Origin of the sequence: Desulfomarina profundi (assembly GCF_019703855.1) — a bacterium.
In the GTDB taxonomy this organism is placed as follows: Bacteria; Desulfobacterota; Desulfobulbia; order Desulfobulbales; family Desulfocapsaceae; genus Desulfomarina; species Desulfomarina profundi.
This window is the reverse complement of the sequence record NZ_AP024086.1, coordinates 2453349-2478185: the sequence shown is the minus strand read 5'-3', so window position 1 is coordinate 2478185 and position 24837 is coordinate 2453349. Positions and strand designations below refer to the sequence as shown.

Genomic DNA, 24837 nt, shown 5'->3' with positions numbered 1-24837 from the left:
ATTATTCAGTAGTTAATTTGTTTTGTTGACTTTTTCTACAGCTTGAACGAGCATGTAGAAAAACAGCCCAGGCAACTGCAATTTTCCCACATATCTTTTCAAAAAAATTCAAATTTCAAAACAATTCAAAAAATATCCTGATGTAAAATTACTTTTTTCTCTAACATCCTCAATAAAGCAATTTATCTCACCAATTTCCAGCTTTTCCTAACCATTTTCCAGCAATCTACACAAAACCCATTCCATATGCATGCACCTTTTTAAGGTTATGGATAATGCAGAAAAGGTTCCACTGGATATTCACCTTCTTTTTCGATCTCAGGGTAAATCTGTTCAGACCGATTGTTGATCTGATATGGGCAAAAGGTGGTTCTCCTATTGCCAATCGCATGGAATAGATGGCCCTGCCAGCGGCTGAGTCTATTTTTCTTTTCATCTTCTCTGCGCAACTGGTTTTCTTCTTTTTATCCATGCGCCCGGTAAAATAGGCAACCTGGCGTGTTTTGGTGCGATCGGGATAACGAAGACATTTTGATCTCAGTTTGCAGGGAACACAGGCGGATTGGGGTGCCTGGAACCGGACAGAATGATGTCCTTTTGTAAATATATTACCACCACTTCTATAGAGCCGTTTCCCGGCAGGACAGATGCAGTAACTCAGATCTTTGGGAAAGGTAAAATCAGCAGGTACAAAGAGGTTCTTTCTGCCTTCTCGTTTGGCCCGTTCTTTTCTTGTTCGATCCTTATATCTACCGTAATCTTTGAACCTGGGATCCCGTTTTCTGAACTGGTTATCGGCTACATACGCGTCTATTTGTTTTTCCGCCAGCATCTCCATATTTTTGTTTGTATGGTATCCGCTGTCTGCAAGGAGTTTTGCATCTTTAAAGACATCGTCGTCTTTTCCGGTTTCCTGTAAATTTTCGCTGATTTTGTCTATCATCGGTTCAAGCAGGTCCTGCTCACTGCCTTGACCATAGGCTTCGGCGGCTACTATCACCTGGGTTTTGCTGTCCACGGCGGTGACTCCGTTATAACCCTGGATAACACCTTTTGAGGTCTTCATCTTGGCGGACTCATTGTCGGTAATATTGGATTTGACAGGTCTTTTGCCTTTTCCTCTCCGATCATCATTATTATCCAGCCATTTCCGTACCTTCTTTATATTTTTACACAGGGATTTTACATATTTTTCTTTTTTCTCTTTGATATTTTCATCACTCTTTTCCTGGTCATTCATATGATGGTGGTTGACCATATTTGCTATAGCTGTTTCCATCTTCGTTACTTTTTTCTGAAAATCAGCCCTGGTTCCGCTCCAGGTAACAGAGGCATTACTGGGCATTTTGCAGCCGTCAATGGCAAACATCTCTCTGCCGATCAATTTCTGTTCATCGCAAACCAGAAGTACTTCAAGAAACAGTGAGACTATTTCCTTGTCCATGCTGGAAATAAAATCTGCAATTGTGGTGAAATGGGGACGGCTGTCGGCAGACAGTGCCATAAAGATTACATTCTCACGACAGGCTCTCTCTATTTTACGGCTGCTCACAATCCCTCTGGAATAGGCAAAGAGAATGATTTTAAGCAGAATCTTCGGATCATAGGCCGGGGCACCGGAATCATCATTGTGATAGCGATCGTTAAAGATGGATAGATCAAGTTCATGATCAATGAGATAATTCAGCGTATATTCAAATGTGCCGGGAAGAATCTGATTTGCAAAATGGATGGGAATGAACTTGCCCTGAGCATAGGAATAAGGTTTATACCGTGCCATTGCAGCTCCATTTATCGAAGGTAAGGGGTATTTCGATCAATTTGCGACAGCAGTATAACATTTTTACATGTATTATTCAGTAGTTAATTTGTTTTGTTGACTTTTTCTACAGCTTGAACGAGCATGTAGAAAAACAGCCCAGGCAACTGCAATTTTCCCACATATCTTTTCAAAAAAATTCAAATTTCAAAACAATTCAAAAAATATCCTGATGTAAAATTACTTTTTTCTCTAACATCCTCAATAAAGCAATTTATCTCACCAATTTCCAGCTTTTCCTAACCATTTTCCAGCAATCTACACAAAACCCATTCCATATGCATGCACCTTTTTAAGGTTATGGATAATGCAGAAAAGGTTCCACTGGATATTCACCTTCTTTTTCGATCTCAGGGTGAACCTGTTCAGACCGATTGTTGATCTGATATGGGCAAAAGGTGGTTCTCCTATTGCCAATCGCATGGAATAGATGGCCCTGCCAGCGGCTGAATCTATTTTTCGCTTCATCTTTTCTGCACAACTGGTTTTCTTCTTTTTATCCATGCGCCCAGTAAAATAGGCAACCTGACGTGTTTTGGTGCGATCAGGATAGCGAAGACATTTTGACCTCAGTTTGCAGGGAACACAGGCGGATTGGGGTGCCTGGAACCGGACAGAATGATGGCCTTTGGTAAAGATATTCCCACCACTTCTATAGAGCCGTTTCCCGGCAGGACAGATACAGTAACTCAGATCTTCGGGAAAGGTAAAATCAGCAGGTACAAAGAGGTTCTTTCTGCCTTCTCGTTTGGCCCGTTCTTTTCTTGTTCGATCCTTATATCTGCCGTAATCTTTGAACCTGGGATCCCGTTTTCTGAACTGGTTATCGGCTACATACGCGTCTATCTCTTTTTCTGCCAGCATCTCCATATTTTTATTTGCATGGTATCCGCTGTCTGCCAGGAGTTTTGCATCTTTAAAGACATCGTTGTCTTTTCCGGTTTCCTGTAAATTTTCGCTGATTTTGTCTATCATCGGTTCCAGCAGGTCCTGCTCACTGCCTTGACCATAGGCTTCGGCGGCTACTATCACCTGGGTTTTACTGTCCACGGCGGTAACACCGTTATAGCCCTGGATAACACCTTTTGAGGTCTTCATCTTGGCGGATTCATTGTCGGTAATATTGGATTTGACAGGTCTTTTGCCTTTTCCTCTCCGATCATCATTATTATCCAGCCATTTCCGTACCTTCTTTATATTTTTACGCAGGGATTTTACATATTTTTCTTTTTTCTCTTTGATATTTTCATCACTCTTTTCCTGGTCATTCATATGATGGTGGTTGACCATATTTGCTATAGCTGTTTCCATCTTCGTTACTTTTTTCTGAAAATCAGCCCTGGTTCCGCTCCAGGTAACAGAGGCGTTGCTGGGCATTTTGCAGCCGTCAATGGCAAACATCTCTCTGCCGATCAATTTCTGTTCATCGCAAACCAGAAGTACTTCAAGAAACAGTGAGACTATTTCCTTGTCCATGCTGGAAATAAAATCTGCAATTGTGGTGAAATGGGGACGACTGTCGGCAGACAGTGCCATAAAGATTACATTCTCACGACAGGCTCTCTCTATTTTACGGCTGCTCACAATCCCTCTGGAATAGGCAAAGAGAATGATTTTAAGCAGAATCTTCGGATCATAGGCCGGGGCACCGGAATCATCATTGTGATAGCGATCATTAAAGATGGAAAGATCAAGTTCATGATCAATGAGATAATTCAGCGTATATTCAAATGTGCCGGGAAGGATCTGATTTGCAAAATGGATGGGAATGAACTTGCCCTGAGCATAGGAATAAGGTTTATACCGTGCCATTGCAGCTCCATTTATCGAAGGTAAGGGGTATTTCGATCAATTTGCGACAGCAGTATAACATTTTTACACGTATTATTCAGTAGTTAATTTGTTTTGTTGACTTTTTCTACAGCTTGAACGTTTGAGATAACCTGCCCGCCGTGCAGCTACCGATTAACTTTGTTAACGGCTATTATGTTGAATTTACACGAAAATTCGCCGACGAGTTGCGGGTCAGGTTAATTGATTTGTTAGTGATTTTTTTATCCTAACCCTATGCACCAATCTAATAAGTTATAGTTATCAGAATACTGTTCAATAGGATTGCCTTCCCTTTCAGACAACCACATTAGATGGAAAGCAACCTCTGGGATTAATTTCTTTAAAATAATATGAAGTGGTAATTCTAACGCAAAATAATTGTTGGGGCCAAATGCTAACCCTTGGCGGCTTTTAAGATTTAGCTTTGATAAAGTCCGTTCTAATTCCTCATCCGTCAGATATATTGCGGTTGTAAATCTTTTATTTTTTTCACGCCAAACATCAATTTTGGTTCCAGTCACAAGAGAGGATTTTTTAAAACGATCCAAGATGCCTATTAATATATCAGAAAATGATTCATCCCCATAGGTTGCGTAAACAGAATCAGCTTGAGAGTACACTGAAATAATAATTCGTGATAATTTTGCTAACTTTCCATCTAACGATTTAAAATATTTCTGGAGTGAATTTCTTTGCTCTATATCAGCTTGTGATAGGTTTTTCTGTTTCTCTAGTTTTTTGTACTTCCTTCTTGCATCATTGTGTTGTGGTATAACATATTGAATTTGTATTTGTTCTTTATTGCGAAGAAAGAAAAGCAATTCTTTAGATATTCTTTTGATTTCTGTTTCATTAAAATCAAAACTACCATTTTTATTTGCTTGTAATGTTATGCTTATAGTTTTTGTTTTATTTCTGGGGATGGGTAAATTTATTGGTTTAATCCATTTGAAGATTTGGATGACTCCAACGATACCTCCGATGATTGTTGCTAAAATAAGAAATATTTCCATATCGTTTTTTTATGTTCACTAACAGTATTAATACATGGACACCAGACATCATATTACCCTATATCTGGACCAGTTTTCCACCTAAACTCATATCAAGAGGGTAAAACTGGAAAAAAATGTCCATGCATAGCATTTTACTTTAAATTTTCCATGATAACTGATATTATCATGCCTAACATGGAAAGCAAGAGAAAATTCGTCCCAAACAGAAAATTGAAGCTGCTTGACCAAGTGCGTGAAACCATGCGATATTATCATTACGCACTGTCAACAGAAAAGACCTATTGTCAATGGATTCTCCGTTATATTATTTTCTATAATAAGAAGCGGCATCCCCGTGATATGGGGGCAAGGGAGGTTGAGCGCTTTCTCTCGCATCTGGCAAGCAGGGAAAAGGTGTCAGCTTCCACTCAGAAACAGGCATTGAATGCCCTTGTCTTTCTTTACCGCGATGTTCTGCAGGACCCCCTTGATAATTCCATAGCCCCCATTCGGGCCAAACGCAAAGTTCATCCACCCACTGTGCTGTCAGTTGAAGAGGTTGAGAGAGTTTTTCACCATATGAGCGGAACTCATCTGTTGATGGCGGAACTGATCTACGGTTCCGGTATGCGGCTGATGGAATGCATAAGGCTTCGTATTCAGGATGTGGATTTTGCCAATAATAATATCTATGTCCGCTCCGGAAAAGGAGGAAAGGACAGGATCACCTACCTTCCGCAGTGCGTCAGTGAAGAACTGCGTGAACATATTGACCGCGTAAAAGAGCTTCACAGCAGGGATCTGGCCGAAGGGTTCGGAGAAGTGTACCTGCCCGGAGCGATTGCCAAAAAATATAAAAATGCGGCCCGGGAAACGGTCTGGCAATATGTGTTTCCTGCCCGTTCCCGGTCAATTGACCCCCGGAGCGGCAGGGAGAGAAGGCATCATGTCCTGGAGTCCGGGTTGCAGAAGGCGGTAAAAAGAGCTGCCCGGAAGGCAAAACTGGATAAGCGGGTGACCGTCCATACATTGCGCCACTCCTTTGCCACCAATATGCTGGAAACCGGTACCAATATCCGTGTTCTCCAGGATCTGCTGGGCCATGCCGATGTGAAGACAACTGAAATATACACCCATGTGATGAAAAAGGATATCAAAGCCCTGCAGAACCCTCTGGATCGTCTCTACGCACGAAAATCAAAGAAAAAAAAGGATAAATAAGATATCTTAGCAACATGCAGTCCTGCAAAACGATAAAATGATTGATATCAGGGCAGGATGGAAAAACTATTTCTGAAAAAGCTGTAAATAATCATCTGGAGTCAGGAATGAAAAAATGGGAATGCACTGTCTGTGGTTATATTCATGAAGGAGAAGAACCTCCCGAAAAATGCCCGGTCTGTGAGGCACCACAGGAAAAATTTATAGAAAAAACCGAAACACAGCCCGAAACTTCCGGAACGGCAGGAGTCAAAGAGGCTGGAAAGGGGGATGAAACAACCCGGTGGCGATGCACGGTCTGCGGTTTTATCCATACCGGCTCGCAGCCTCCGGAAATATGTCCGGTCTGCGGTGCTTTTGTCGAGATGTTTGAAAAAATGGTCGAAGAGCAGGAGGAAAGTGAATCGGAAGGTGCAGGGGAGAATAAACGCTGGAAGTGTACCGTGTGCGGATATGTGCATGAAGGGCCCGAGCCACCGGAGAAATGCCCCGTCTGCCATGTTCCCGCCCGGTTGTTTGTTGAAATTGATGCCGACGGCAAAACAATAGGCCCACTTCCCGAGGCTGTGGAAGAAGGAGAAGTTGAAGAACAGAAAGAGGGGAAAGTCGGAAAGGAAAAACAGAGACGAACTTTTTTCGGCTGGCTGACGGATCAGATGGTTAGCCATCATCTTCATCCCATTTCGGCCCATTTTCCCAACGGTATTTTTCCCGTTTCCGTGGTTTTTCTTGCTCTTTTCCTTGTCTTTAACCTGGCGGGAATGGAGACGGCCGCCTATTATAATCTCGTTGTTGTGTTGATTTCCCTTCCCCTTGTCATTTTTACCGGCTACCTGGAGTGGCAGAAAAGATACCGGGGAGCCAGGAGTGCGATATTTATCATAAAAATACTCTGCGCCCTCTTTATTCTGGCAGGAGCCAATATTCTGGTTTTCTGGAAGGTCCTTGATCCCGGTGTGATCGCCCCTGACTCCCCCATGAAGTGGATTTACCTGGGGGTGGCTGGAGTCATGCTGGCCTGTGTCGGGCTGGCAGGACACCTCGGGGGAAACTGGTTTTCGGCACCAGAAACTGAAAAGGCAATTGTTCAAGGCAACAAAAAGAAAAAGAGCCGGTTCTTCCTGATGTGAAGGCCCGGCTCTGCTGGTTGGCAATATCAGTCCTTCGGTAGAAAGGGCGTGATATCTTTTTCGTACCGGGTTGTGACCTGCAGGCCGTTTTGGTTCAGGGCCCGGATGGCCTTGTCGCTTTCTGATGCCGCCACCCTGAAAACCATCTGGGTTATTCCCGAATGATCCTTTTCCGGCCAGCAGAGAAGACTCTGGATATTGACACCGGCATCTTTGAGCACTCCCGTCACTTTGGCGAGCTGGCCGATACTGTCATTGACAAAGACCCCCAGACGAACACTCTCCTCACTGATACCGATGGCCTTGAAGAGTATCTCAAGAACATCGACTCCGGTAATAATTCCCACCAGGTTTTCATTTTCCATCACCGGCAGGGCGCTTATCCGGTACTGCTGCATGATGTAAGCCGCCCGTTCGATGGTAGTTGCCGGGGTGACGGTTACCACGGTCCGGATCATGATCATATCTACCGTCACCTTGTCCAGCAGGTAATTCAGCTCATGGGCTGAAAGGGATGTCGCGGGAGAGGCCCAGTACTGCTTCAGGTCCCGGTCGGAGAGTATTCCTACGAGCTTTTTGTTTTCATCGGTTACAAGCAGGTGTTCAATGGCATGTTCTTCCATCAATGCCTGGGCCTTTGCAAGCGAGGCCTCGGGTGGGACTGTGATCAGGTTTGTGTGCATGATTCTGCCTATATACATTGTCTCATTCCTCCAAAAATAATAATAGGTAATATGAAAAAAGTTACTGAAAATATAAAAACCTGCAATACAGGTAAAACAATTAAAATGTAAGTATATATACAGTAGGGGGTGCTCTTCCCATTGTCAAAAATATTGAGGCTCGGAACCGTAATTATCTGTGGACCGGTACTCCCTTTTCCCTGAAAAAAAACTTGCCGGATTACCGGGTTTCGGAGTAGTCTTTAACGTTCTTTTTAAATTGATAAAAAGTGGCCTTGTCGGGGCCCGGCAATCAGAAAATCAGGAGATACAGTGACAACACAAAATAAAAACGCACTCTGGATGTCCGGAAATGAAGCAATCGCCCTGGGGCCTGGGAAGCGGGGGTTACAGTCGCTTCGGGCTACCCGGGAACGCCTTCTACGGAGATCATGGAAAACCTCTCCCGTTACGACGGGGTTTATACGGAATGGGCACCCAATGAAAAAGTGGGCCTGGAAGTTGCCATCGGCGCAAGTTTTGCCGGGAGCAGGGCTCTTGCCACCATGAAGCATGTGGGGCTGAATGTCGCGGCCGATCCTCTTTTTACCGCGTCCTATACCGGCGTCAAGGGAGGGCTTGTCATCCTCTGTGCTGATGACCCGGAGATGCACTCTTCACAGAACGAGCAGGATAACCGCAACTACGCATTTGCCGCCAAACTGCCCATGCTGGAACCCTCCGATCCCATGGAAGCCAAGGAGATGATCAAAACGGCCTTTGAGCTGAGCGAGAACCTGGACACTCCGGTCATTGTCCGCATCACAACCCGTATTGCCCATGTGAAGGGAGTTGTGGAGAAACGGGAGCGGGCGGAAGTTGCTCAGGCCGAAATAACAAAAAATCCCGCCAAGCAGGTGATGCTTCCGGGGATGGCCCGCAAGCGTCGTGCCTATATGGAAGAGCGGATGGCACAGTGCCGGGAAATGGCCGAAACCGACGAATTCAACACTATTGAGCAGGGGGATACAAAAAAAGGGTTTATTACCGCCGGAGTTGCCTATCTCTACGTGAAAGAGGCCTTTCCCGAGGCAGCGGTTTTAAAGCTCGGTATGTGCTGGCCGCTACCGGAAAAAAAGATCCGCGAATTTGCGGCCACGGTTGATGAACTGTTCGTGGTGGAGGAACTGGATCCCTTTCTTGAAACCCATATCAAGGCCATGGGTATTACCTGCACCGGCAAAGAACTGATTCCGAACCAGGGAGAACTGAATACCGCGATTATCCGGGAGGCCATTGTTCCCGGTAGCGGGCCTGATCTTTTTGAAGAGGCTGAGCTGCCCCTGCGGCCACCAAATATGTGCGCGGGTTGTCCCCACCGGGGTATCTTTTTCAATCTTTCCCGGATGAAACTTTTTGTATCCGGGGATATCGGTTGCTATACCCTGGGATTTCTGCCGCCGCTGTCTTCCATGGATTCCTGTGTCTGCATGGGTGCGTCAGTCTCCATAGCCCATGGTATTGCCAAGGCGGTGGGGGATGGGGCTCATGATAAAGTGGTCTCCGTTATCGGTGATTCCACCTTTATCCATTCCGGTATTACCGGCCTGATCAATACGGTCTATAACAATTCGGCTTCCACCCTGATTATTCTCGACAACAGAATTACTGCCATGACCGGCCAGCAGCAGAATCCGGCATCCGGCTATTCCATGAAAGGAGAACCGGCAAATCAGCTTGATCTGGAGGCATTGTGTCGGGCTGTAGGAGTAAAACATGTATTCACCGTCAATCCCCACGAGGTACCGGAGACACGAGAGGTGCTGAAAAAAGCCGTGGCTCTTGAAGAGCCGTCTGTTGTTATCTCCCGTGCACCCTGTGTGCTGCTGCCGGAGATGAAAGAGCGCAAACCCGTATCCTATTTTACGAACCAGGAGAACTGTGTCGGCTGTATGTCCTGTATCCGTCTCGGCTGCCCGGCCATCAGCTGGACTGTGTTCGGGGAAGGTGAGGCGGAAAGGCGTGGCTATCGTAAAAAGCAGAAGGGGATTTCCAAAATCGATGAAATTCTCTGTAATGATTGCGGCCAGTGCGCGTCACTCTGTAAGTTCAATGCAATTACCCGAGGGGAGGGGAAAAAATGAAAGAACAGGGAAACATCCTCTTTTCAGGGGTAGGGGGCCAGGGAATTCTGCTTGCCAGTGAGATTACGGCGTACAGCCTGCTGGCTGCCGGGTTTGATGCCAAAAAAAGTGAAGTCCACGGCATGGCCCAGCGGGGTGGCTCGGTTACGGCTCAGCTCCGCTATGGAGATAAAGTTTATTCGCCGCTCATTGAGCCGGGAAAGGCCGATATTCTTGTGGCATTTGAGATGATGGAGGCAGTCCGGTATTTGCCGTATCTCCATGGTGGCAGCAAGGTCATCGTCAATACCCAGAAAATTCTGCCACCTTCTGTGGCTACAGGACAAGCTGTCTATCCGGAAGGCCTGCTTGATACACTCCGGGAACGTGGCGTTGTGGTTGTTCCTGTTGATGCATTTGGGATTGCAAAGGCCGTCGGCGAGGTGAGGACCGCGAATGTGGCAATGGTCGGGGCTATTGCCCCTTTTCTGCCGGTGGATTCTGAACTGTTCGGTGATATCATCAGGAGTCGGGTGCCGGCAAAATTCATGGACGTGAATCTGCAGGCCTTCGAAGCGGGACAAAAAGCAAACCAACAATAGGCGAGGAAAGAGGTATGACAGTTAAGTATTGGGAAGAAGAGATAGAGACCCTGCCACGGGTGGGGCTGGAGTCCATTCAGCTCAGGCGGTTGCAGCATCTGGTCGCCAGGGTATATAAAACCGTTGCCCCTTATCGCACCAAGATGGATGAGGCCGGGGTGAAGCCGGAAGATATTCAGTCCCTGGCCGATCTGCAGAAACTCCCCTTTACCGTGAAAAACGATCTGCGGGACAACTACCCCTTCGGCCTCTTTACAGTACCCCTGGATGAAGTTGTCCGTATCCATGCCTCTTCCGGCACCACCGGCAAACCGACAGTTGTGGGGTACACCCGCAAAGACATTGAACTCTGGGCCGGTATCATGGCCAGGGCGCTCTGCTGTGCCGGGGCGACCAGGGAAGATATGGTGCAGAATGCCTACGGCTACGGGCTTTTTACCGGGGGGCTGGGAGCCCATTACGGTATTGAGCGGCTGGGGGCCACGGTTATTCCGGTTTCCGGTGGCAACAGTAAACGGCAGATAACCTTGATGAGGGATTTCAAATCCACCGTGCTGCTGTCCACACCCTCCTATGCCCTGAACCTGGCCGATGCCATGGATTCCATGGATATCGATCCATCCTCCCTTTCTCTGCGGGTCGGCATCTTCGGGGCCGAGCCGTGGAGCGAGAATATGCGGGAGGAGGTGGAGAGAAAACTCAATCTCAGGGCTGTAGATATCTATGGACTTTCCGAGGTAATGGGACCGGGAGTGGCCCAGGAATGTCTCCACTCCAATATGGGGATGCATATTTTTGAGGACCATTTTCTGCCGGAAATCATCGATCCCGATACCGGAGAAATTCTGCCCCCAGGGGAACAGGGTGAGCTGGTATTCACCACCCTGACCAAGGAGGCTTTTCCTATTATCCGCTATCGGACCAAGGATATCTCCCGGCTCATCTACGAGCAGTGCGCCTGTGGTCGTACCCTGGTCCGCATGGAGAAGGTGACCGGACGTACTGATGATATGCTGATTATCCGCGGGGTCAATGTTTTTCCATCCCAGGTGGAGCATGTACTCATGGGTGTTGAAGGGGTGGAACCCCATTACCAGATCGTGGTGGAACGTGAAGGCAATCTCGATACCATGACCGTCCAGGTTGAAGTGAGCGAGGGACTCTTCTCCGATGAAATTCGCGTCCTGGAAAACCTCACCCGCAAAATCCAGGCGGAAGTAAAAAGCCTGCTGGGAGTAACCTGTAAAGTTAAGCTGGTGGAACCGAAGACAATTCAGCGCAGCGAAGGCAAGGCGCAGCGAGTGATCGATAATCGTAAAATTTGATGAGTGGAGGGTATCCATGCGTGTTGAACAGATAGCGGTTTTTTTGGAGAACAAGTCGGGAAGACTGGCGGAGATCATGACCATTCTTGCCGATGCCAATATTAATATCCGGGCCCTTTCCGTTGCTGATACCGCCGATTTCGGTATCCTGCGACTCATTGTCAATGATGTGGAAAAGGCACGTGAAGTGTTGATGAATGGCGGTTTTACCGTGGGCAAAACCTCGGTACTGGCGGTGGAGGTTGCCGATGAGGTTGGAGGACTGGCCACTGTACTGAAGGCTATTCACAAGGCTGGGTTGAACGTGGAGTACATGTACGCCTTTGTGAATAAGAGTGGTGAAAATGCGGTACTGATTTTCCGCTTTGAGAAGATGGACGAGGCCATTGCCTCCCTGCAGAAGGATGGTTTTACCCTGCTGAGCGGTGAACAGATTTGCGCTCTGTAGTGTTTTTGCCGCCGTTGGGATTTTCATTACTTTATATGAAAGTGAAGAAAAAAACATGAGCAATCGTATCACTTTCATCGTTCGTTGTGGCTGTGATCCATAATTTGGTCCAGCACTGCTGGTTAGACCAGCGTTGAGCCATCTGGTCCAGCCCTGCTGGTTATAAAAGAAATTAGAAATACGGATAATTACTTATGTACTGGGAACAGAAAAAGGAATGTTTACCTCGGCCGGAACTGGAGGCCCTGCAGCTGGAGCGATTACAGAAAACCCTGCAGCGGGTTGCCACCACCGTGCCGTTTTACAGGAACAAATTCAGTGAAGAAAAGCTGGATGCGACCAGGGTGAACAGCCTTGACGACCTGCGTCGTTTTCCCTTTACAATGAAGCAGGATCTACGGGAAAACTACCCGTACGGCCTGTTTGCTATCCCCCTGCGGGATGTTGTCCGGGTTCATTCCTCTTCCGGTACAACAGGAATGGCTACGGTGGTCGGCTATTCCAAAAACGATATTGTCAACTGGTCCAATCTTGTGGCCAGAATCCTTTGCGGGGCCGGAGTGACGGCGGATGATGTTATTCAGATCGCCTTCGGTTATGGTCTGTTTACCGGTGGCTTTGGTCTTCACTACGGAGCGGAGCGGTTGGGAGCTTCGGTTATTCCCATTTCTGCCGGCAATACAAAAAGGCAGATCCAGATCATGCAGGATTTCAAGACCACGGCCCTGGTCTGCACCCCGTCCTACGCTCTGAAAATGGCAGATGTCATGATGGACATGGGGATCAATCCCAACGGGCTCTCTCTTCGTTTCGGTCTGTTCGGGGCCGAGCCCTGGTCCGAGGCCATGCGGCAGGAGATCAACGACCGCCTGGGGATCAGGGCCACCGATAATTACGGACTTTCGGAAATCATGGGACCGGGTGTTGCGGGAGAATGCCAGGAGTGTGACGGTCTCCATGTGAATGAAGATCATTTTTTTATTGAAATACTCGATCCGGAAACCCTGGAACCGGTCAAACCGGGAGAGGTAGGGGAACTGGTTATTACCACCCTGACAAAGGAGGCCTTTCCCGTTATCCGTTACCGTACCCGCGATCTGACCAGGCTGCTGCCCGAGCCTTGTCCCTGCGGCCGGACCTTTGTCCGCATGCATCGCATGCTGGGCCGATCCGACGACATGCTGATTATAAAAGGAGTCAACGTCTTTCCCACCCAGATCGAGTCTATTCTCTTTGATATTGAGGGAACAGAACCCCATTACCGGTTGATTGTCGAACGTGAAAACAATGAAGACAAACTCACCGTGATGGTGGAGGTGGTGGAAGGAATTTTCTTTGATGCCATGAAAAAACAGCGGGCTTTCGTTGATATGATCAAGAAACGGATGGCTTCCGAGCTGGGTATCGGAGTTAATGTGAAACTGGTGGAGGAACGAACCCTGGAGCGATTCAACGGTAAGGGTGATCGGGTGGTGGATCGACGGGAATTGTAAGTTTAGACCGCACGTAACCCCCTGCTGTCGTGTGCAGACAGCAGGGGAGTGATTTATTATCCTTCCAGCTTTGCAAGTCTCTTGGTGAGCAGTTCTTCCAGTGCAACAAGAGCATCTGTAAATCCTTTAATACCGTTTGTCAGGCATTCTGTTGCCATCCGGTTTTCCCTGTGGAGTTTATCAAAGGTTTCTCTGGTCATTACAACTTTTTCAATATCAGCTTGTGCTGCGCTTGCCGGGTCAAGTTTCCGAGGCAGTTCTCTTTCGGTGGAGTGGAGCTCTTCCAGCAGCGCCGGTGAAATGGTCAGCAGGTCGACACCCGCCAGTTCCGCAATTTCATCGATATTTCTGAAACTTGCCCCCATCACTTCAGTGGAATAACCAAATTTTTTGTAATAATTATAAATGGCTGTTACCGAAACGACACCAGGGTCTTCATTGGCCGGATAGGAATCTCTGCCCGTGTCTTTTTTGTACCAGTCAAGAATGCGGCCGACAAAGGGAGAAATAAGGGTGACACCGGCCTCCGCACAGGCGATGGCCTGGTGGATGCCGAACAGAAGAGTGAGATTACAGTGAATACCTTCTTTTTCCAGGATTTCTGCGGCTCTGATACCCTCCCAGGTCGCAGCAATTTTAATAAGAATTCTTTCCCGTGAGATATTGTTTGCCTCGTATTGTGCTATTATTTCCCGTGCCTTGGCAATTGTACCTTCCTTGTCGTAAGAGAGGCGGGCATCAACTTCGGTGGAAACGCGGCCTGGAATGATATCGAGGATTTTCAGGCCGAAGGCGACTGCCAGCCGGTCGAACGCCAAGGTGACTACTTCTTCGGTAGAGCCGTTCTCTCCAGCTGATTTCCTCGCTTCTTTCAGCGTGTTATCTACAATATCCTGGTATTGCTCCATTTGAGCCGCAGCAGTTATAAGAGACGGGTTGGTTGTTGCGTCCCGCGGGGTATAGGTTCCAATTGCCTGCAGGTCTCCTGTGTCGGCGACGACTACAGTCATTTCCTTCAACTGATCGAGTAGATTTTTTGCCATTATTTATAACTCCTTGACAGGATGGGAACAGCATGTCCCAGATGGTAATATTGTTGAAAAATTCTTTTATACATACGTGAACCTTATACTCCTGCCTCCATATCTTTGCAACAGGTTCTCTATGAATTATGCACGGCTTCTGATTCCTTTCGACAGTTGTTGCAGTTTCAGCAGAAGGAGAAATGACAGTACTATTCCGGTAATGTGTTTCCGAGCGGCAACCGGATCGTAAAACTGGTGCCCTGTCCAGGTTCACTGCTCACGTCTATTTTGCCGTTATGGTGTGGAGTCCCGTCCCTTCCCCCCACCGGTTTGGTCGAGAAAAACGGTTCAAAGATTAATTGTTGAATTGTCGGATTGATTCCGGGGCCATTATCACTGATAGTCACCGTGACCCAATCATGTTCCTGTTTTGTTACCAGCATAATTTCAGGATGTTCTCCGGTAAATCCACGGTTGACATGGCCTGTGCTGCGTTTTTGATGATATTCAGAAAAACCTGGCCGATCTCCGTTCCGGCACAGCATACTTTTCCGGTTTTTTAAAATGGTGCTGAATGGTGATTTTCTTGAAATCATATCTTTTTTTCAGGTCGTACCCAGGCGCCGGACAATAAAGTCCCCCCACGGCCATCATCTTTTCGGTCTGGATCAGTATTTCCTGGGTATGTTTTATTCCGTGATATCGCGTATGAGAACCTGCAGAACCATGTCGGATTTGAGATTTATGGCGGTCATGGTTATTTCCGTGTCAATCAGGTTGCCATCGACCACCTGAAGAATCCACTCAAAATGCTGAGGTTCGAGCAGTACCTGTTGTCTCAACTCGGAGCATCGTGACCTGGATGGATTTCCGTTCGGTTGCTTATCCGGAGAGAAACTGAAATAATTCTTGTATAAAATATCATTTTGCTCGAGTTTCAGCAGTTCCGCTGCTTTTTTTTTGGGGTATTGAAATGGAGGGTCGGTTGCACTTATAACCTGTTATGGGTGTGCCGGTATTGTCTGTATGAGTTGGGCCAGGACAATTAGCGCCTGTTTTTTCTGTTTTTTAAATACTGAGGCTCTTTTGAAATGGCCTATGGCATTTTCAATGTCTCCTGCCTGCCAGGCGGCATATCCTGCCATCAGCAGGGCGGGGCCTGCATGGTTTTTGTCCAGTTCCACAATTTTTTTGAATATTTTTTCAGCCTGGTTGAATTTTTTCTGTGCATACAGCAATTCACCCTTGAGACGAAGAAGGGGAATATCTTTCTTTCCCAGGGAGACTGCATTGAGATGTTCCAGAGCTTTTTTGATTTTACCCTGACGGCTGTAGATGGTAACTACCTGTCGCAGCAGTTGTTTGTCCATTTTTCGTGTGAGGAATTGTTCATAGATGGGCAGGGCCCTTATGGGAATGCCCAGCTGCAGGTTCAGGTCCGCATACAGTTTTTTTTCATCATCGTCCAGAGAGGTAAGAAAGCTGTAAATTGTCAGTGCCGTGAGGCCGTCCCTGTATTCGCCCCTGTTGAGATGAATATGGGTGAGGGCCTTCCACCAGTTACTGACGGAGGGTGACTGGATCGCCAGCCTGCGGGCCAGTGCCAGGGACTTTTCTTCCATGTCGAGCCGGAGGTAATGGTAGAGCAGGATCTCCTGCCAGCGGATCTGTTTTTCCCCCCTGTAGCCGTCTGCCAGTTCTTTTATATAGGGAAGAGCACGAAGGGGCTGGCTGGTTGCCAGCAGGGCGTGAACCATGTATTCTTTCCATTCAGGTTTTATTGACCCTGGATATGTCCGGAAAAGACGTTCAAGAATCTTGAGGGCCTTCTCGTTTTTCCCGGCCATGAGGTGGCAGGCTGAGGCATAATAAAGGAGCTGCGGATCCTTGGGTGATCCTGTGTCATACCCCCTCATGAAACAGGAAGCCGCTTCAGGATAATTTTGTTTTTCATACAATGCCCGTGCCAGATTGAGCCATGCCGAGGGATGGTTCGGAGCCCGCCTGACGGTTTGACGATAGGCAGCAATCGCTTTATCGTACTGTTCCTGGAGGAGGTAACAGTTACCCAGTGAAAAGATTATTTCAGGGTGAGAACAGACCGTATCGAGGTCGGGTGATTTCTCGTTGCCGGGAGTGCATCTCTGCAGGAAGGTACGCAGCAGGTCTACGCCTTTTTTATACTCCCGGTTTTCCAGGAGTGGTGCCAGGCGTGAGAGCACGAGCCGCACGGCTATGGGCAGGTGGTCTTGTGCCTTTGCCGAAGCCGCCGGGAAAAGAAAAAAGAGGAGTATGGTCAGGCTGAGAAAAAGATGGCAGAAGACTTTTTTCATCGTTCTATTCCAGTTTAAAACGTATCGTTGTTGTAATTTCCGCATCGACCACTATTCCGCCGACAGTACCAGGGCGAAAACGCCACTGGCGCAGGCATCGTCTGACTGCTTCATTGAAAATCCGTTCAGGCTGTGCCTTCAGAATAACAATATTTGTGACATTTCCCCTGTTGTTGACAATAAACTTGACTTTCACCCAGCCTTCGATTCCCCGGCGTCGTGCCCGCATGGGATACATTGGTGGAATGCGGACCAGGGGGGTAAGGCTGCTGTCCAGTTGTCCCACCTGGAAGACTTTCGGGATATCACCGGGATTCAAAGAGGATGAGGATTTCAGGGGTGGCAGTTCAAGGCTGGAAGGTCCCGCGGGCAGTCTCGGATTCAACTGGAATGGCAGGGTCAGATTTTGAACCACTGCCCTGTTGTGACGTGGCACCGCTTTTTTTTTCTTCGGCTTTTTTTCAGGTTCTTTTTTTTTCTTTTTTTGTGGTGGTGGCGGTTGCTCATGGGGTTTAAGGCGAAGAAACTGTACTCCGGAAACCATCGATTCTATGGTGTGCGGGGAACCCTTGTCGTGCACAAGGTTCGGGATACCAAGGAAGAAGAACATGTTCAGGAACAGAGCCGACAGGACCGAGAGAATCCAGGTGGTTGTATTGCTCTGTAGGGGCATTTTCCTGTTGAACCTTTTCATTTTACCTGCCCTTCGGTACAGCGGCTGCAAGTGAGACGTTTTCGGCTCCCGCCGTCCGACAGCTGTCCATTACCCGGATTGCCATACCGCTGCTGCTTTTTTTGTCTGCTATGACAACCACTCCACCTTCTGGATTTTCGGCAAGTGCCCTTTCCACGTTGGCGCGAACCGCGCGGAAATCAATCTCCCGATTGTCCATGAAGATGCGGTTGTTTTCGTCAATTGCCACCAGGATCATTGCCTTATCCAGGGATGTGGCGGTAGTTGCTGCAGGACGGTTGACCTTGATCCCCGTTTCCTTGACAAAACTGGTGTTGACGAGAAAAAAGATGAGAAGAATAAAGACCATGTCGATCAGTGGGGCGATGTTCAGTTCCGGTGTTGTTCTGGCGGCACGCCGGGCCGCTGAGATATTCAGCATCAGAGTTGTCTCCTCAGGTAATAGCCGACCCGGGCAATACGTTGTTTCAGGTTGGCTGAACGTCGTTCGAGAAATCCTTTCATGTAGAGTCCGGGGATGGCAACCAGCAGCCCGGTCTGGGTGGTGATCAGGGCTTCGGAGATTCCACCGGCCATCCCTTTGGCGTTACCGGTTCCGAAAAACGAGAGGATGTCAAAGGTGGCGATCATACCCGTAACGGTCCCCAGCAACCCCAGGAGAGGAGCGATGGCTGCCAGTGCCCCTATAGTGGCCAGGTAGTCGTCAAGAGAGCGATTAATGACGAGGACGGTTTCATCAAGGATAAGACGGTCAAGGGCTTTGTTGTTGCTGCGTTTTTCCAGAAAACGTGAAACAAGGAGAGCAACAGCACCCCGGTACGGCCCGGGATCGGGAAAGCGGTTTTCCCTGATATGTTCCAGGGCGACGGCGGTGGGCATATTCTTTCGGTGGAGGCGTCTGAAAAAAAGTGTCCGGTTGATGATCAGCAGCCACATGAGCAGGCTGACTACGATCAACGGCACGATGATCATACCACCGGCATCAATATATTCGATCAGTTGACTGTATTGAAGCAGGAGCAGTTCTTTCATTGTGTGTTCCTGTATTTCTGGATGATATTCACCAGGGTGACCGCTTTTTCTTCCAGTTCCCCGATGTGACGGTCCACAGAGCGGTTCAGCAGGGTCTGGGCCAGCATCAGCGGGATAGCGACGGAAAGGCCGAGCATGGTGGTCACCAGGGCTTCCGAGATGCCACCGGACATAAGCCGTGGATCACCTGTCCCGTAGAGGGTGATGATGTGAAAAGTCTCGATCATACCGGTGACTGTACCGAGGAGACCGAGGAGCGGTGCAATGGCCGCAAGCATACCAAGAGTGGAAAGAAAACGCTCCATAGGGGGAATTTCCTTGAGAATTGCCTCCTGGAGACTGTTTTCCAGATTTTCTCTTGCTTCCTGGTGGGAGAGAAGACCGGCTTCAAGAACCCTTGCCATTGGTTTTTTTCGCATCTTTTTAATGAATGTAATGGCGTTTTTCCAGGTATCTGCGATTGCTGAATCCTCTATTCTTTTGACGAGATCGTTACCGTTACAGCGGATGCGAAAAAGAAAAAAGAGTCGTTCGAATATAATGAGAATACCGATGGCGAAGATTATGAGAATGGGCCAGATGATGGGGCCGCCTTTCGGAATCTGATCCAGCAGGCTGAGTTCGTGGGTGAGTTGACGCAGGGCGGCTCCTCTGGAAATATCCATTGTCACTGTATCGCCTTCTCCGGCCATGTAGTGTTTGATGGTTTTCCGCATCTGTTGTTTAGGAAGATGGGAAAGGGCGTAGTATGTATCACTCTTCGCTGTGTAGTTGAGAAAACCGATTTCTTCCCCCAGTTTGTATAGAGCGGTAAAAGGGCCAAGCAGGAGGATGTCAGCTTCTGATTTCCTGCCTTCCCGGTTGACTATCGCCCCCTGATGCCAAGTGACTTCGCCACTGGCCTCAATGACGGCAAAAAGAGTCGTTGCCATGGCGCGGATATCATCCATGCCGGGGAAGCCTTCTGCCGTTGACGGTGAATTTGTCGGGTTGAAATGTTTTTTATTACCAGGTGGAGGTGCATTACTCCCGGCCAGGAGCGTGTCAATATCCCGGCTGCTGATGCGGATGGCCCCACGAGTTCCCGCATTACCCCGCTGGTTTCGTTCAGTTTTCGGCTGAGTTGTTTTTCCTCTCTGTCCAGCTCAACCTGTCTTGCCGTGAGGTTGTCAATCTTCTGTTTCAAGTAGCGGTTCTGATCCTTCAGTCTGGTTACGGCCTTTCTGAGAGCGGTTCTGTCTTTGAGTATTTTCGCTTGGTTTTCCAGGGCAATCCGTTCGGCCAAACGTTTTTCCTTAGCAGCCTGCAGGATCATTTTTTCTTTGATTTCACGAGCCTGTATGTCAAGTTTCCGCATATCCCCAGCAAACAGTGAAGAAACGAGACAAAGAAACAGAACAGGTAAAAACAGAAAAGGTATAATTTTCAGTTTCATTTGCTCACTATCCTCCCTACCGGCAGGTTAAGGAGTTCCGCTGGTTGCCGTTTTGCGGCTATAGCAACGGCAGTTCTGATTTGGTTGAGATGATCGGCCGGCAGTGATTGCCAGCACTGTTTTGCCACATTGAAAAAACCGCAGTCCTGTTCATCCAGTGTCAGGTAAAAGAGGTTGAGACGACCCAGGCGAAAACAGTTGACCAGAAGGCGCTGTCCGTTAAGATCGATAAATTCCTGCCCGGTTTCTACGGTGAAACCATATTCAGCTTCAACAAGGAGGGTTTCCATCATTTTTCTGTACTTCCCACTGATGGTTTCTTCCGGGTTTTTCAGTGATTTTTCGAGTCGTTCAAGACGGTTGATTCTTTCTGCCATGAGAAAGGGCAGGTTGTCGTTTTCAATCATTTTCCTGGTTTTTGCAAGGATCTCCTGCAGAAAAGGTACTATCTGTTCATTGATTTGATTGATATCAGTAATTTGTTTTCTCTTTACAGCGATCCGTTCTTTGTAAAGACTGTTCGTTTTTATCAGATCTTTTTTCTGTTCTTTCAATTGCTTCTGCTGTTCCCGCAGAACCTGAAGTTGTTCAGCCAGTTTCTCTTTTTCTTTCTGCCATTGTTCCCGTTTTTTCTGGTCTTTTTGCAGAACGGCAATGGACTGTTTGACAGGAGCTATAATTTTCTGTTCGGTTTCACTAGCCTGTCCTGAATACGGCAGGATCAGGACAAGGCAGATAATCAGCAAAGGGAGCATGGGCATTGTCGTAACTCTCCGGTTGTTTGTTGTGCGGAATAGCAGGGGCAAAAAAAAATCCCGGATCAATTATGTAATTGATCCGGGATCCCTGGTTTGTCCTCGAATTCATCTATACCGTTATTCTTTCCACGAAATCCGGCATTTTCCTGTTTCAGACAGGTCTTCTGACTCCCGGATCATTCTCCTGTTGCGCCTTCCCGCCCTGGATAAAAGGCAGTGACATGATTGCAACGTTCGTCCCCGGTTACAGCGGCGGGCCCGTTCCGGATTTGCACCGGATTCCCTATTAAACTTTTACCTGGTGCATATTCTGCGAAGTGCAGGATCCAGGTTTTAAAGTATCTGAAAACTGCTCAAACAATTACAGGTAAAAATGATTAAAGTCAAGATCAGCTTTCAGGCAGCAGGATCAGGCCGGCGACCCAGGCGAGGCGGCCTTTCTGATCGTCTTCATGATTGAAGAGATCGGTAGACCAGCCCGCGTCTTTCATCAGGTTTCCAACGTTTACACCGTAGCCTGATAATGAAGGACGGGTCTGTTCCGGGAACCGGCAACTGCCTTTTTCAATTGCCCGGCAGTTTTCTTTGTCTCCACAGAAACTTGGTTTGCAGGATCCTCCAGCAAACCCGCGTGCCCCTGAAAAACCAAGTTCTGCTGCCTTTTGTTCAGTTTTCGCCACTGTCTCGTGGAGAAGGCGCATGACAAAGGGCCTTTCTTCTCCATGGAGAGAAGATGAGTCGATTTCGAGGCGGATAACCAGGACAATGGAGCAGGTTTTCAGCATTTCTCTGAACCCGGAGGGGCCTGAGACATGGGGAGGACAACTGGCGGATTGACCCCAGTATGGACATTTGGGGCTATGGCAGAAAGATGCCAGCCTGTTTTCCACCCTGACACTTCCGGCAGGGAGAATTGCCGCTTTTGTTGCCCCTGACTGCAGGGCAAAGGTGATGAGTGTATTATGTGTTTTCTCTTGTTCTTGCATCCAGGGTTTCTCGAATGGCAATGCAGAGCTGTTCCATGGTATAGGGCTTGGCCAGATATTTTCCTGCCCCCAACTGCTGCAATTTTCTGACACGATCAGATTCTGAAAAGCCGGAGGTAATGATCGCTTTCTGGCCAGGCCGGATACGGATCATTTTTTCGTAGGTTTCAAGACCGTCAAGACCGGAGGGCATGATCATATCAAGAATAACCAGATCAATTTTCGTATCTTCTATTATTTTTATGGCTTCTTCTCCGCTTGACGCGGTGAGGACATGGTAACCCAGTCTGGTGAGCATATTGGTAGCGATTTCGAGCTGTTCCTTGATATCATCGACGACCAGAAGGGTTTCAGTTCCGGTATGGTCTTCCAGAACGAGTTCTTTTTTTCCGGGTGGGACAACATGGTCTGTGGCAGGAAAATAGAGGGTCAGGGTCGTTCCTTCACCCTGGGTACTCTGGATATCAATATAACCGCCATGGTCTTTTACCGTGGTCCAGATTATGGTCATTCCAAGACCGGTACCGCTTCTGCCCATTCTTTTCTTTGTAAAGAACGGTTCGAACAATTTGTCAAGGTCTTCCGGGTGGATGCCGGTGCCACTGTCAGAAACGGAAACCGAGACATATAGGCCCGGTGGGATAGTTTCATAACCGTTCAAAGCGTTTCGCAGAAGAGTATTTGCCGTAGTTATGGATATTTTTCCACTGTCTGCAATTGCCTCGGTGGCATTTATCAGCATATTCATTATGACTTTGGAGAGCTGAACATCGGATCCATGGATGTTCTTCAGGTTCCCGTCAAGCTGGCGGACAATATCAATTTTCGGATAACTGGAAATGATATGCCCGAATTCCGGTGAATTGAGATAGTCTTCAATGATTATATTGATATTGCAGACTGTATCCGTGCTGACGCTCCTTCTGGCCAGAACAAGGAGATCCTGGACAATAGTTGCAGCTTTTTGTCCGGATTTCTGGATAATGGCAATTTTTTTATAAAGAGAACCATCCTTGGGGACCTCCAGCAGCAACAGATCCGGGTAACTGACAAGTCCGCTGAGGATATTGTTCAGGTCGTGAGCTATCCCGGCGGCAAGATTTCCAATAACTTCCATTTTTTGGGCCTGCAGGAGTTGTATTTCAAGTTTTTTACGGACCGTAACATCTCTAGCTATTCCCTGCAGGCCGACATAGACCTGAGAATCTCCGTTTTGCCCTTCATAAATGCCTTCTGCTGAAATATTGAAATGTCGTTTTTTTTCCCCATCGGGACTGTTTTTGAGTGTAACGAGCAGGCAGAGTTCCATTTCCAGCAGGTTTTGGTCGCCCTTTTTTCGTTCATTGAGCCGTTTTTTTGCCTTTTCGTGATCTTCCGGGGTAATAAAGTCAAAAATAGACTGACCTGTGAGTGTTTTTGGGGACAGTCCGTAGGCTGTGATGGCATGACTGATAAAAGTTATTCGGTTGTTTTGATCCAATCGGAAAATGATATCCGGTATGGTTGTAAGAATTGAACGAAGGGTTTTTTCCCTGTCCTGCAGCAGGGAGAATGTTTCCCTGGTCTCGGTTTTTGCCCTTATCTGGAAATATCTGAACCTGAGCAGGTGCAGCAGGCTGAAATGAATGATCAGCAATATTGTCGGAAAGAATGGGGAAAAGAGATAACCGCTGGTCCGGTATACAAGTATGGCGGCAAGCCAGCATGAGAAAAGACAGAGCAGGAAAAGAACTGTTGAGAAAAAAGTGTCGAGTATGACGACACCGGCAAGCAATATCATGCAAAGAACAATTGCAGTGGCGACTTCATACAGATTAAAAAGTGGTGTCCGTATTGTGGGTGTTTTTGCCAGGATGGAGTCCAATGAATATTTATGCAGGTCAAGCAGGCTCATATCGGCTCTGAAGACGGTAGGGTAGTATTGCGTCAGGCCCGAAGCGGTTGATCCCACGATGACAATTTTATTATTGAATAGATCGGGGGAGAAGCGATCTTCGAGTATATCGATGGCCGGGATGTTTTTTCTTCCATTTGAAACAGGAGGACCCAAAAGGAAGTTGCCCCGATCGTCGGTTGGAATGCGTAAATTGCCAAGAAAAAGAGTGACAATACCGGTACTGCTTTTTTTGACTGTTATAACCTTTTCTCCTTTGAACTGCATGAGCATGGCCAGAGTGAATGACGGGTAGAGTCTGCCATTGTATTGTACCAAGAGGGGCAGTCTTCTGAAAAAACCATCAAAATCCGGAGCACCATTCAGAAAACCCGACAGGGGGACTGTTGTATTGAGGGGAATGCAGTTGCAGATAACTCCTTTTGCTTCCAGGAGATGTAAGGCTGGTTGCCGGCCGGATGCTGTTTTTTTCAGCATCAGTGAAACCGGTTGAAGATTACAGTTGTGTCCCGATCCGTTTGTCCGTTTAAAAAGAAACTCATATCCGGTCACAAAAGGGCCGTTTGACAGAACTTTTGCCAGGAGAATGTCATTGTCGAGGTATTTTTCCGGGAGGCCGCTTATATCAATGGACAGACCAAAATCTTCTTCCAGAGTTTTCTGCCAGATAATCGGTGACGTTCTGTCCTTTTCGGGAAAAAGAATGTCTATGCCGATACTTTTTGCACCACCTGCAGAAATTTTTTCCAGTAAAAAAGCCATTCGATACCGTGGCCACGGCCACTGGCCGTATTTTTTCAGACTTTTTTCATCAATATCAACAACCAGAATTTCCAGGGGATGATTTTTGTTTTTTACATTTGAGAGAATAATATCAGTTGTTTTGAGGCTGAGTGATTTGATAATCCCCGGTGAAAACAGGTAGCCGGCAGAAAGGACAAAAATAAGCAACATGCTGTTCAGCAGCAGTGTTTTAAACAGAGAAGTGTTGTTTGAAGATGGAGCGGCAGTTGCGGGAATTTTCTTCAT

General features: G+C 47.5%; 22 protein-coding genes, 1 pseudogene and 1 riboswitch. Of the genes and pseudogenes, 7 read left to right on the top strand and 16 right to left on the bottom strand.

The features are described from left to right. Positions 1-226: 226 nt before the first annotated feature. The 3 genes from LO777_RS11355 to LO777_RS11345 all read right to left on the bottom strand — a co-directional run bounded on the left by LO777_RS11355 (position 227) and on the right by LO777_RS11345 (position 4665). Complete coding sequence (locus LO777_RS11355) at positions 227-1780, bottom strand: transposase (RefSeq protein ID WP_228854018.1); 1554 nt, start codon at positions 1778-1780, stop codon at positions 227-229. Between the two features lie 297 nt (positions 1781-2077). Continuing rightward, positions 2078-3631 carry a transposase gene (locus LO777_RS11350; RefSeq protein ID WP_228854017.1) on the bottom strand — a complete coding sequence of 518 codons (1554 nt, stop codon included), beginning with the start codon at positions 3629-3631 and terminating at the stop codon, positions 2078-2080. 242 nt (positions 3632-3873) lie between these two features. Further along, on the bottom strand, positions 3874-4665 hold the full coding sequence (locus LO777_RS11345) for a hypothetical protein (protein WP_228854016.1): 792 nt from the start codon (positions 4663-4665) through the stop codon (positions 3874-3876). Positions 4666-4815: 150 nt separating this feature from the next. Here LO777_RS11345 and LO777_RS11340 point away from each other — a divergent pair, with 150 nt between their 5' ends. Continuing rightward, positions 4816-5868 (top strand): integron integrase, encoded by a 1053-nt coding sequence (locus LO777_RS11340; protein ID WP_228854015.1) that lies wholly within the window; start codon positions 4816-4818, stop codon positions 5866-5868. Positions 5869-5975: 107 nt separating this feature from the next. Further along, entirely contained in the window at positions 5976-6998 is a 1023-nt protein-coding gene (locus LO777_RS20670; protein WP_329955584.1) for a rubredoxin-like domain-containing protein, read from the top strand. Positions 6999-7024: 26 nt separating this feature from the next. On the opposite strand, the gene LO777_RS11330 is transcribed toward LO777_RS20670, so the two are convergent. Next, the gene (locus tag LO777_RS11330) at positions 7025-7699 is read right to left on the bottom strand and encodes a CBS and ACT domain-containing protein (RefSeq protein WP_228854014.1); all 675 of its coding nucleotides are present in this window, start codon (positions 7697-7699) and stop codon (positions 7025-7027) included. A gap of 324 nt (positions 7700-8023) precedes the next feature. Here LO777_RS11330 and iorA point away from each other — a divergent pair. From iorA to LO777_RS11305, 5 genes and pseudogenes are all read left to right on the top strand, one after another. Next, positions 8024-9804: pseudogene (gene iorA / locus LO777_RS11325) on the top strand (indolepyruvate ferredoxin oxidoreductase subunit alpha). Further along, the gene (locus LO777_RS11320; RefSeq protein WP_228854013.1) at positions 9801-10385 is read left to right on the top strand and encodes an indolepyruvate oxidoreductase subunit beta; all 585 of its coding nucleotides are present in this window, start codon (positions 9801-9803) and stop codon (positions 10383-10385) included. Before iorA ends, LO777_RS11320 begins: the two are co-directional and overlap by 4 nt. A 14-nt stretch (positions 10386-10399) precedes the next feature. After that, a complete protein-coding gene (locus LO777_RS11315) occupies positions 10400-11710 on the top strand; it encodes a phenylacetate--CoA ligase family protein (RefSeq protein WP_228854012.1) in 1311 nt (436 codons plus the stop codon). Positions 11711-11726: 16 nt separating this feature from the next. After that, entirely contained in the window at positions 11727-12158 is a 432-nt protein-coding gene (locus LO777_RS11310) for an ACT domain-containing protein (RefSeq protein WP_228854011.1), read from the top strand. A gap of 194 nt (positions 12159-12352) precedes the next feature. Beyond that, positions 12353-13651 (top strand): phenylacetate--CoA ligase family protein, encoded by a 1299-nt coding sequence (locus tag LO777_RS11305; protein ID WP_228854010.1) that lies wholly within the window; start codon positions 12353-12355, stop codon positions 13649-13651. 56 nt (positions 13652-13707) lie between these two features. Here LO777_RS11305 and LO777_RS11300 read toward each other — a convergent pair whose 3' ends face one another. From LO777_RS11300 to LO777_RS11245, 12 genes are all read right to left on the bottom strand, one after another. Further along, entirely contained in the window at positions 13708-14694 is a 987-nt protein-coding gene (locus LO777_RS11300) for a transaldolase (protein WP_228854009.1), read from the bottom strand. Positions 14695-14885: 191 nt separating this feature from the next. Then, on the bottom strand, positions 14886-15221 hold the full coding sequence (locus LO777_RS11295) for a sensor histidine kinase (protein ID WP_228854008.1): 336 nt from the start codon (positions 15219-15221) through the stop codon (positions 14886-14888). Between the two features lie 144 nt (positions 15222-15365). Then, positions 15366-15518, bottom strand: a complete 153-nt coding sequence (locus tag LO777_RS11290) for a hypothetical protein (protein ID WP_228854007.1) — start codon at positions 15516-15518, stop codon at positions 15366-15368. A 159-nt stretch (positions 15519-15677) separates the two neighbouring features. Continuing rightward, the gene (locus LO777_RS11285) at positions 15678-17009 is read right to left on the bottom strand and encodes a tetratricopeptide repeat protein (RefSeq protein WP_228854006.1); all 1332 of its coding nucleotides are present in this window, start codon (positions 17007-17009) and stop codon (positions 15678-15680) included. 4 nt (positions 17010-17013) lie between these two features. Then, positions 17014-17703, bottom strand: a complete 690-nt coding sequence (locus LO777_RS11280; RefSeq protein ID WP_228854005.1) for an energy transducer TonB — start codon at positions 17701-17703, stop codon at positions 17014-17016. Position 17704: 1 nt separating this feature from the next. Then, the gene (locus tag LO777_RS11275) at positions 17705-18124 is read right to left on the bottom strand and encodes an ExbD/TolR family protein (protein ID WP_228854004.1); all 420 of its coding nucleotides are present in this window, start codon (positions 18122-18124) and stop codon (positions 17705-17707) included. After that, positions 18124-18735: a MotA/TolQ/ExbB proton channel family protein gene (locus LO777_RS11270; protein ID WP_228854003.1), complete on the bottom strand. Its 612-nt coding sequence runs from the start codon at positions 18733-18735 to the stop codon at positions 18124-18126. Before LO777_RS11270 ends, LO777_RS11275 begins: the two co-directional genes overlap by 1 nt. Further along, positions 18732-19685, bottom strand: coding sequence for a MotA/TolQ/ExbB proton channel family protein (locus tag LO777_RS11265; RefSeq protein ID WP_228854002.1), 954 nt, complete (start codon positions 19683-19685; stop codon positions 18732-18734). Before LO777_RS11265 ends, LO777_RS11270 begins: the two co-directional genes overlap by 4 nt. Continuing rightward, positions 19601-20170, bottom strand: coding sequence for a hypothetical protein (locus LO777_RS11260; protein WP_228854001.1), 570 nt, complete (start codon positions 20168-20170; stop codon positions 19601-19603). Before LO777_RS11260 ends, LO777_RS11265 begins: the two co-directional genes overlap by 85 nt. After that, positions 20167-20931 (bottom strand): DUF3450 domain-containing protein, encoded by a 765-nt coding sequence (locus LO777_RS11255; protein WP_228854000.1) that lies wholly within the window; start codon positions 20929-20931, stop codon positions 20167-20169. The genes LO777_RS11260 and LO777_RS11255 overlap by 4 nt, the downstream gene beginning before the upstream one ends. Positions 20932-21065: 134 nt before the next feature. Then, a riboswitch (cobalamin riboswitch) is annotated at positions 21066-21245 on the bottom strand. Between the two features lie 72 nt (positions 21246-21317). Next, on the bottom strand, positions 21318-21914 hold the full coding sequence (locus tag LO777_RS11250) for a DUF2284 domain-containing protein (RefSeq protein WP_228853999.1): 597 nt from the start codon (positions 21912-21914) through the stop codon (positions 21318-21320). Continuing rightward, a complete protein-coding gene (locus LO777_RS11245; protein ID WP_228853998.1) occupies positions 21889-24837 on the bottom strand; it encodes a CHASE2 domain-containing protein in 2949 nt (982 codons plus the stop codon). The genes LO777_RS11250 and LO777_RS11245 overlap by 26 nt, the downstream gene beginning before the upstream one ends.

Bases quoted from the DNA above. Each gene is read 5' to 3' on its own strand.
- LO777_RS11355 (WP_228854018.1), bottom strand. From the start codon at position 1,780: ATGGCACGGTATAAACCTTATTCCTATGCTCAGGGCAAGTTCATTCCC.
- LO777_RS11350 (WP_228854017.1), bottom strand. From the start codon at position 3,631: ATGGCACGGTATAAACCTTATTCCTATGCTCAGGGCAAGTTCATTCCC.
- LO777_RS11345 (WP_228854016.1), bottom strand. From the start codon at position 4,665: ATGGAAATATTTCTTATTTTAGCAACAATCATCGGAGGTATCGTTGGA.
- LO777_RS11340 (WP_228854015.1), top strand. From the start codon at position 4,816: ATGATAACTGATATTATCATGCCTAACATGGAAAGCAAGAGAAAATTC.
- LO777_RS20670 (WP_329955584.1), top strand. From the start codon at position 5,976: ATGAAAAAATGGGAATGCACTGTCTGTGGTTATATTCATGAAGGAGAA.
- LO777_RS11330 (WP_228854014.1), bottom strand. From the start codon at position 7,699: ATGTATATAGGCAGAATCATGCACACAAACCTGATCACAGTCCCACCC.
- LO777_RS11320 (WP_228854013.1), top strand. From the start codon at position 9,801: ATGAAAGAACAGGGAAACATCCTCTTTTCAGGGGTAGGGGGCCAGGGA.
- LO777_RS11315 (WP_228854012.1), top strand. From the start codon at position 10,400: ATGACAGTTAAGTATTGGGAAGAAGAGATAGAGACCCTGCCACGGGTG.
- LO777_RS11310 (WP_228854011.1), top strand. From the start codon at position 11,727: ATGCGTGTTGAACAGATAGCGGTTTTTTTGGAGAACAAGTCGGGAAGA.
- LO777_RS11305 (WP_228854010.1), top strand. From the start codon at position 12,353: ATGTACTGGGAACAGAAAAAGGAATGTTTACCTCGGCCGGAACTGGAG.
- LO777_RS11300 (WP_228854009.1), bottom strand. From the start codon at position 14,694: ATGGCAAAAAATCTACTCGATCAGTTGAAGGAAATGACTGTAGTCGTC.
- LO777_RS11295 (WP_228854008.1), bottom strand. From the start codon at position 15,221: ATGCTGTGCCGGAACGGAGATCGGCCAGGTTTTTCTGAATATCATCAA.
- LO777_RS11285 (WP_228854006.1), bottom strand. From the start codon at position 17,009: ATGAAAAAAGTCTTCTGCCATCTTTTTCTCAGCCTGACCATACTCCTC.
- LO777_RS11280 (WP_228854005.1), bottom strand. From the start codon at position 17,703: ATGAAAAGGTTCAACAGGAAAATGCCCCTACAGAGCAATACAACCACC.
- LO777_RS11275 (WP_228854004.1), bottom strand. From the start codon at position 18,124: ATGCTGAATATCTCAGCGGCCCGGCGTGCCGCCAGAACAACACCGGAA.
- LO777_RS11270 (WP_228854003.1), bottom strand. From the start codon at position 18,735: ATGAAAGAACTGCTCCTGCTTCAATACAGTCAACTGATCGAATATATT.
- LO777_RS11265 (WP_228854002.1), bottom strand. From the start codon at position 19,685: ATGGATGATATCCGCGCCATGGCAACGACTCTTTTTGCCGTCATTGAG.
- LO777_RS11260 (WP_228854001.1), bottom strand. From the start codon at position 20,170: ATGAAACTGAAAATTATACCTTTTCTGTTTTTACCTGTTCTGTTTCTT.
- LO777_RS11255 (WP_228854000.1), bottom strand. From the start codon at position 20,931: ATGCCCATGCTCCCTTTGCTGATTATCTGCCTTGTCCTGATCCTGCCG.
- LO777_RS11250 (WP_228853999.1), bottom strand. From the start codon at position 21,914: ATGCAAGAACAAGAGAAAACACATAATACACTCATCACCTTTGCCCTG.
- LO777_RS11245 (WP_228853998.1), bottom strand. From the start codon at position 24,837: ATGAAGAAAATTCCCGCAACTGCCGCTCCATCTTCAAACAACACTTCT.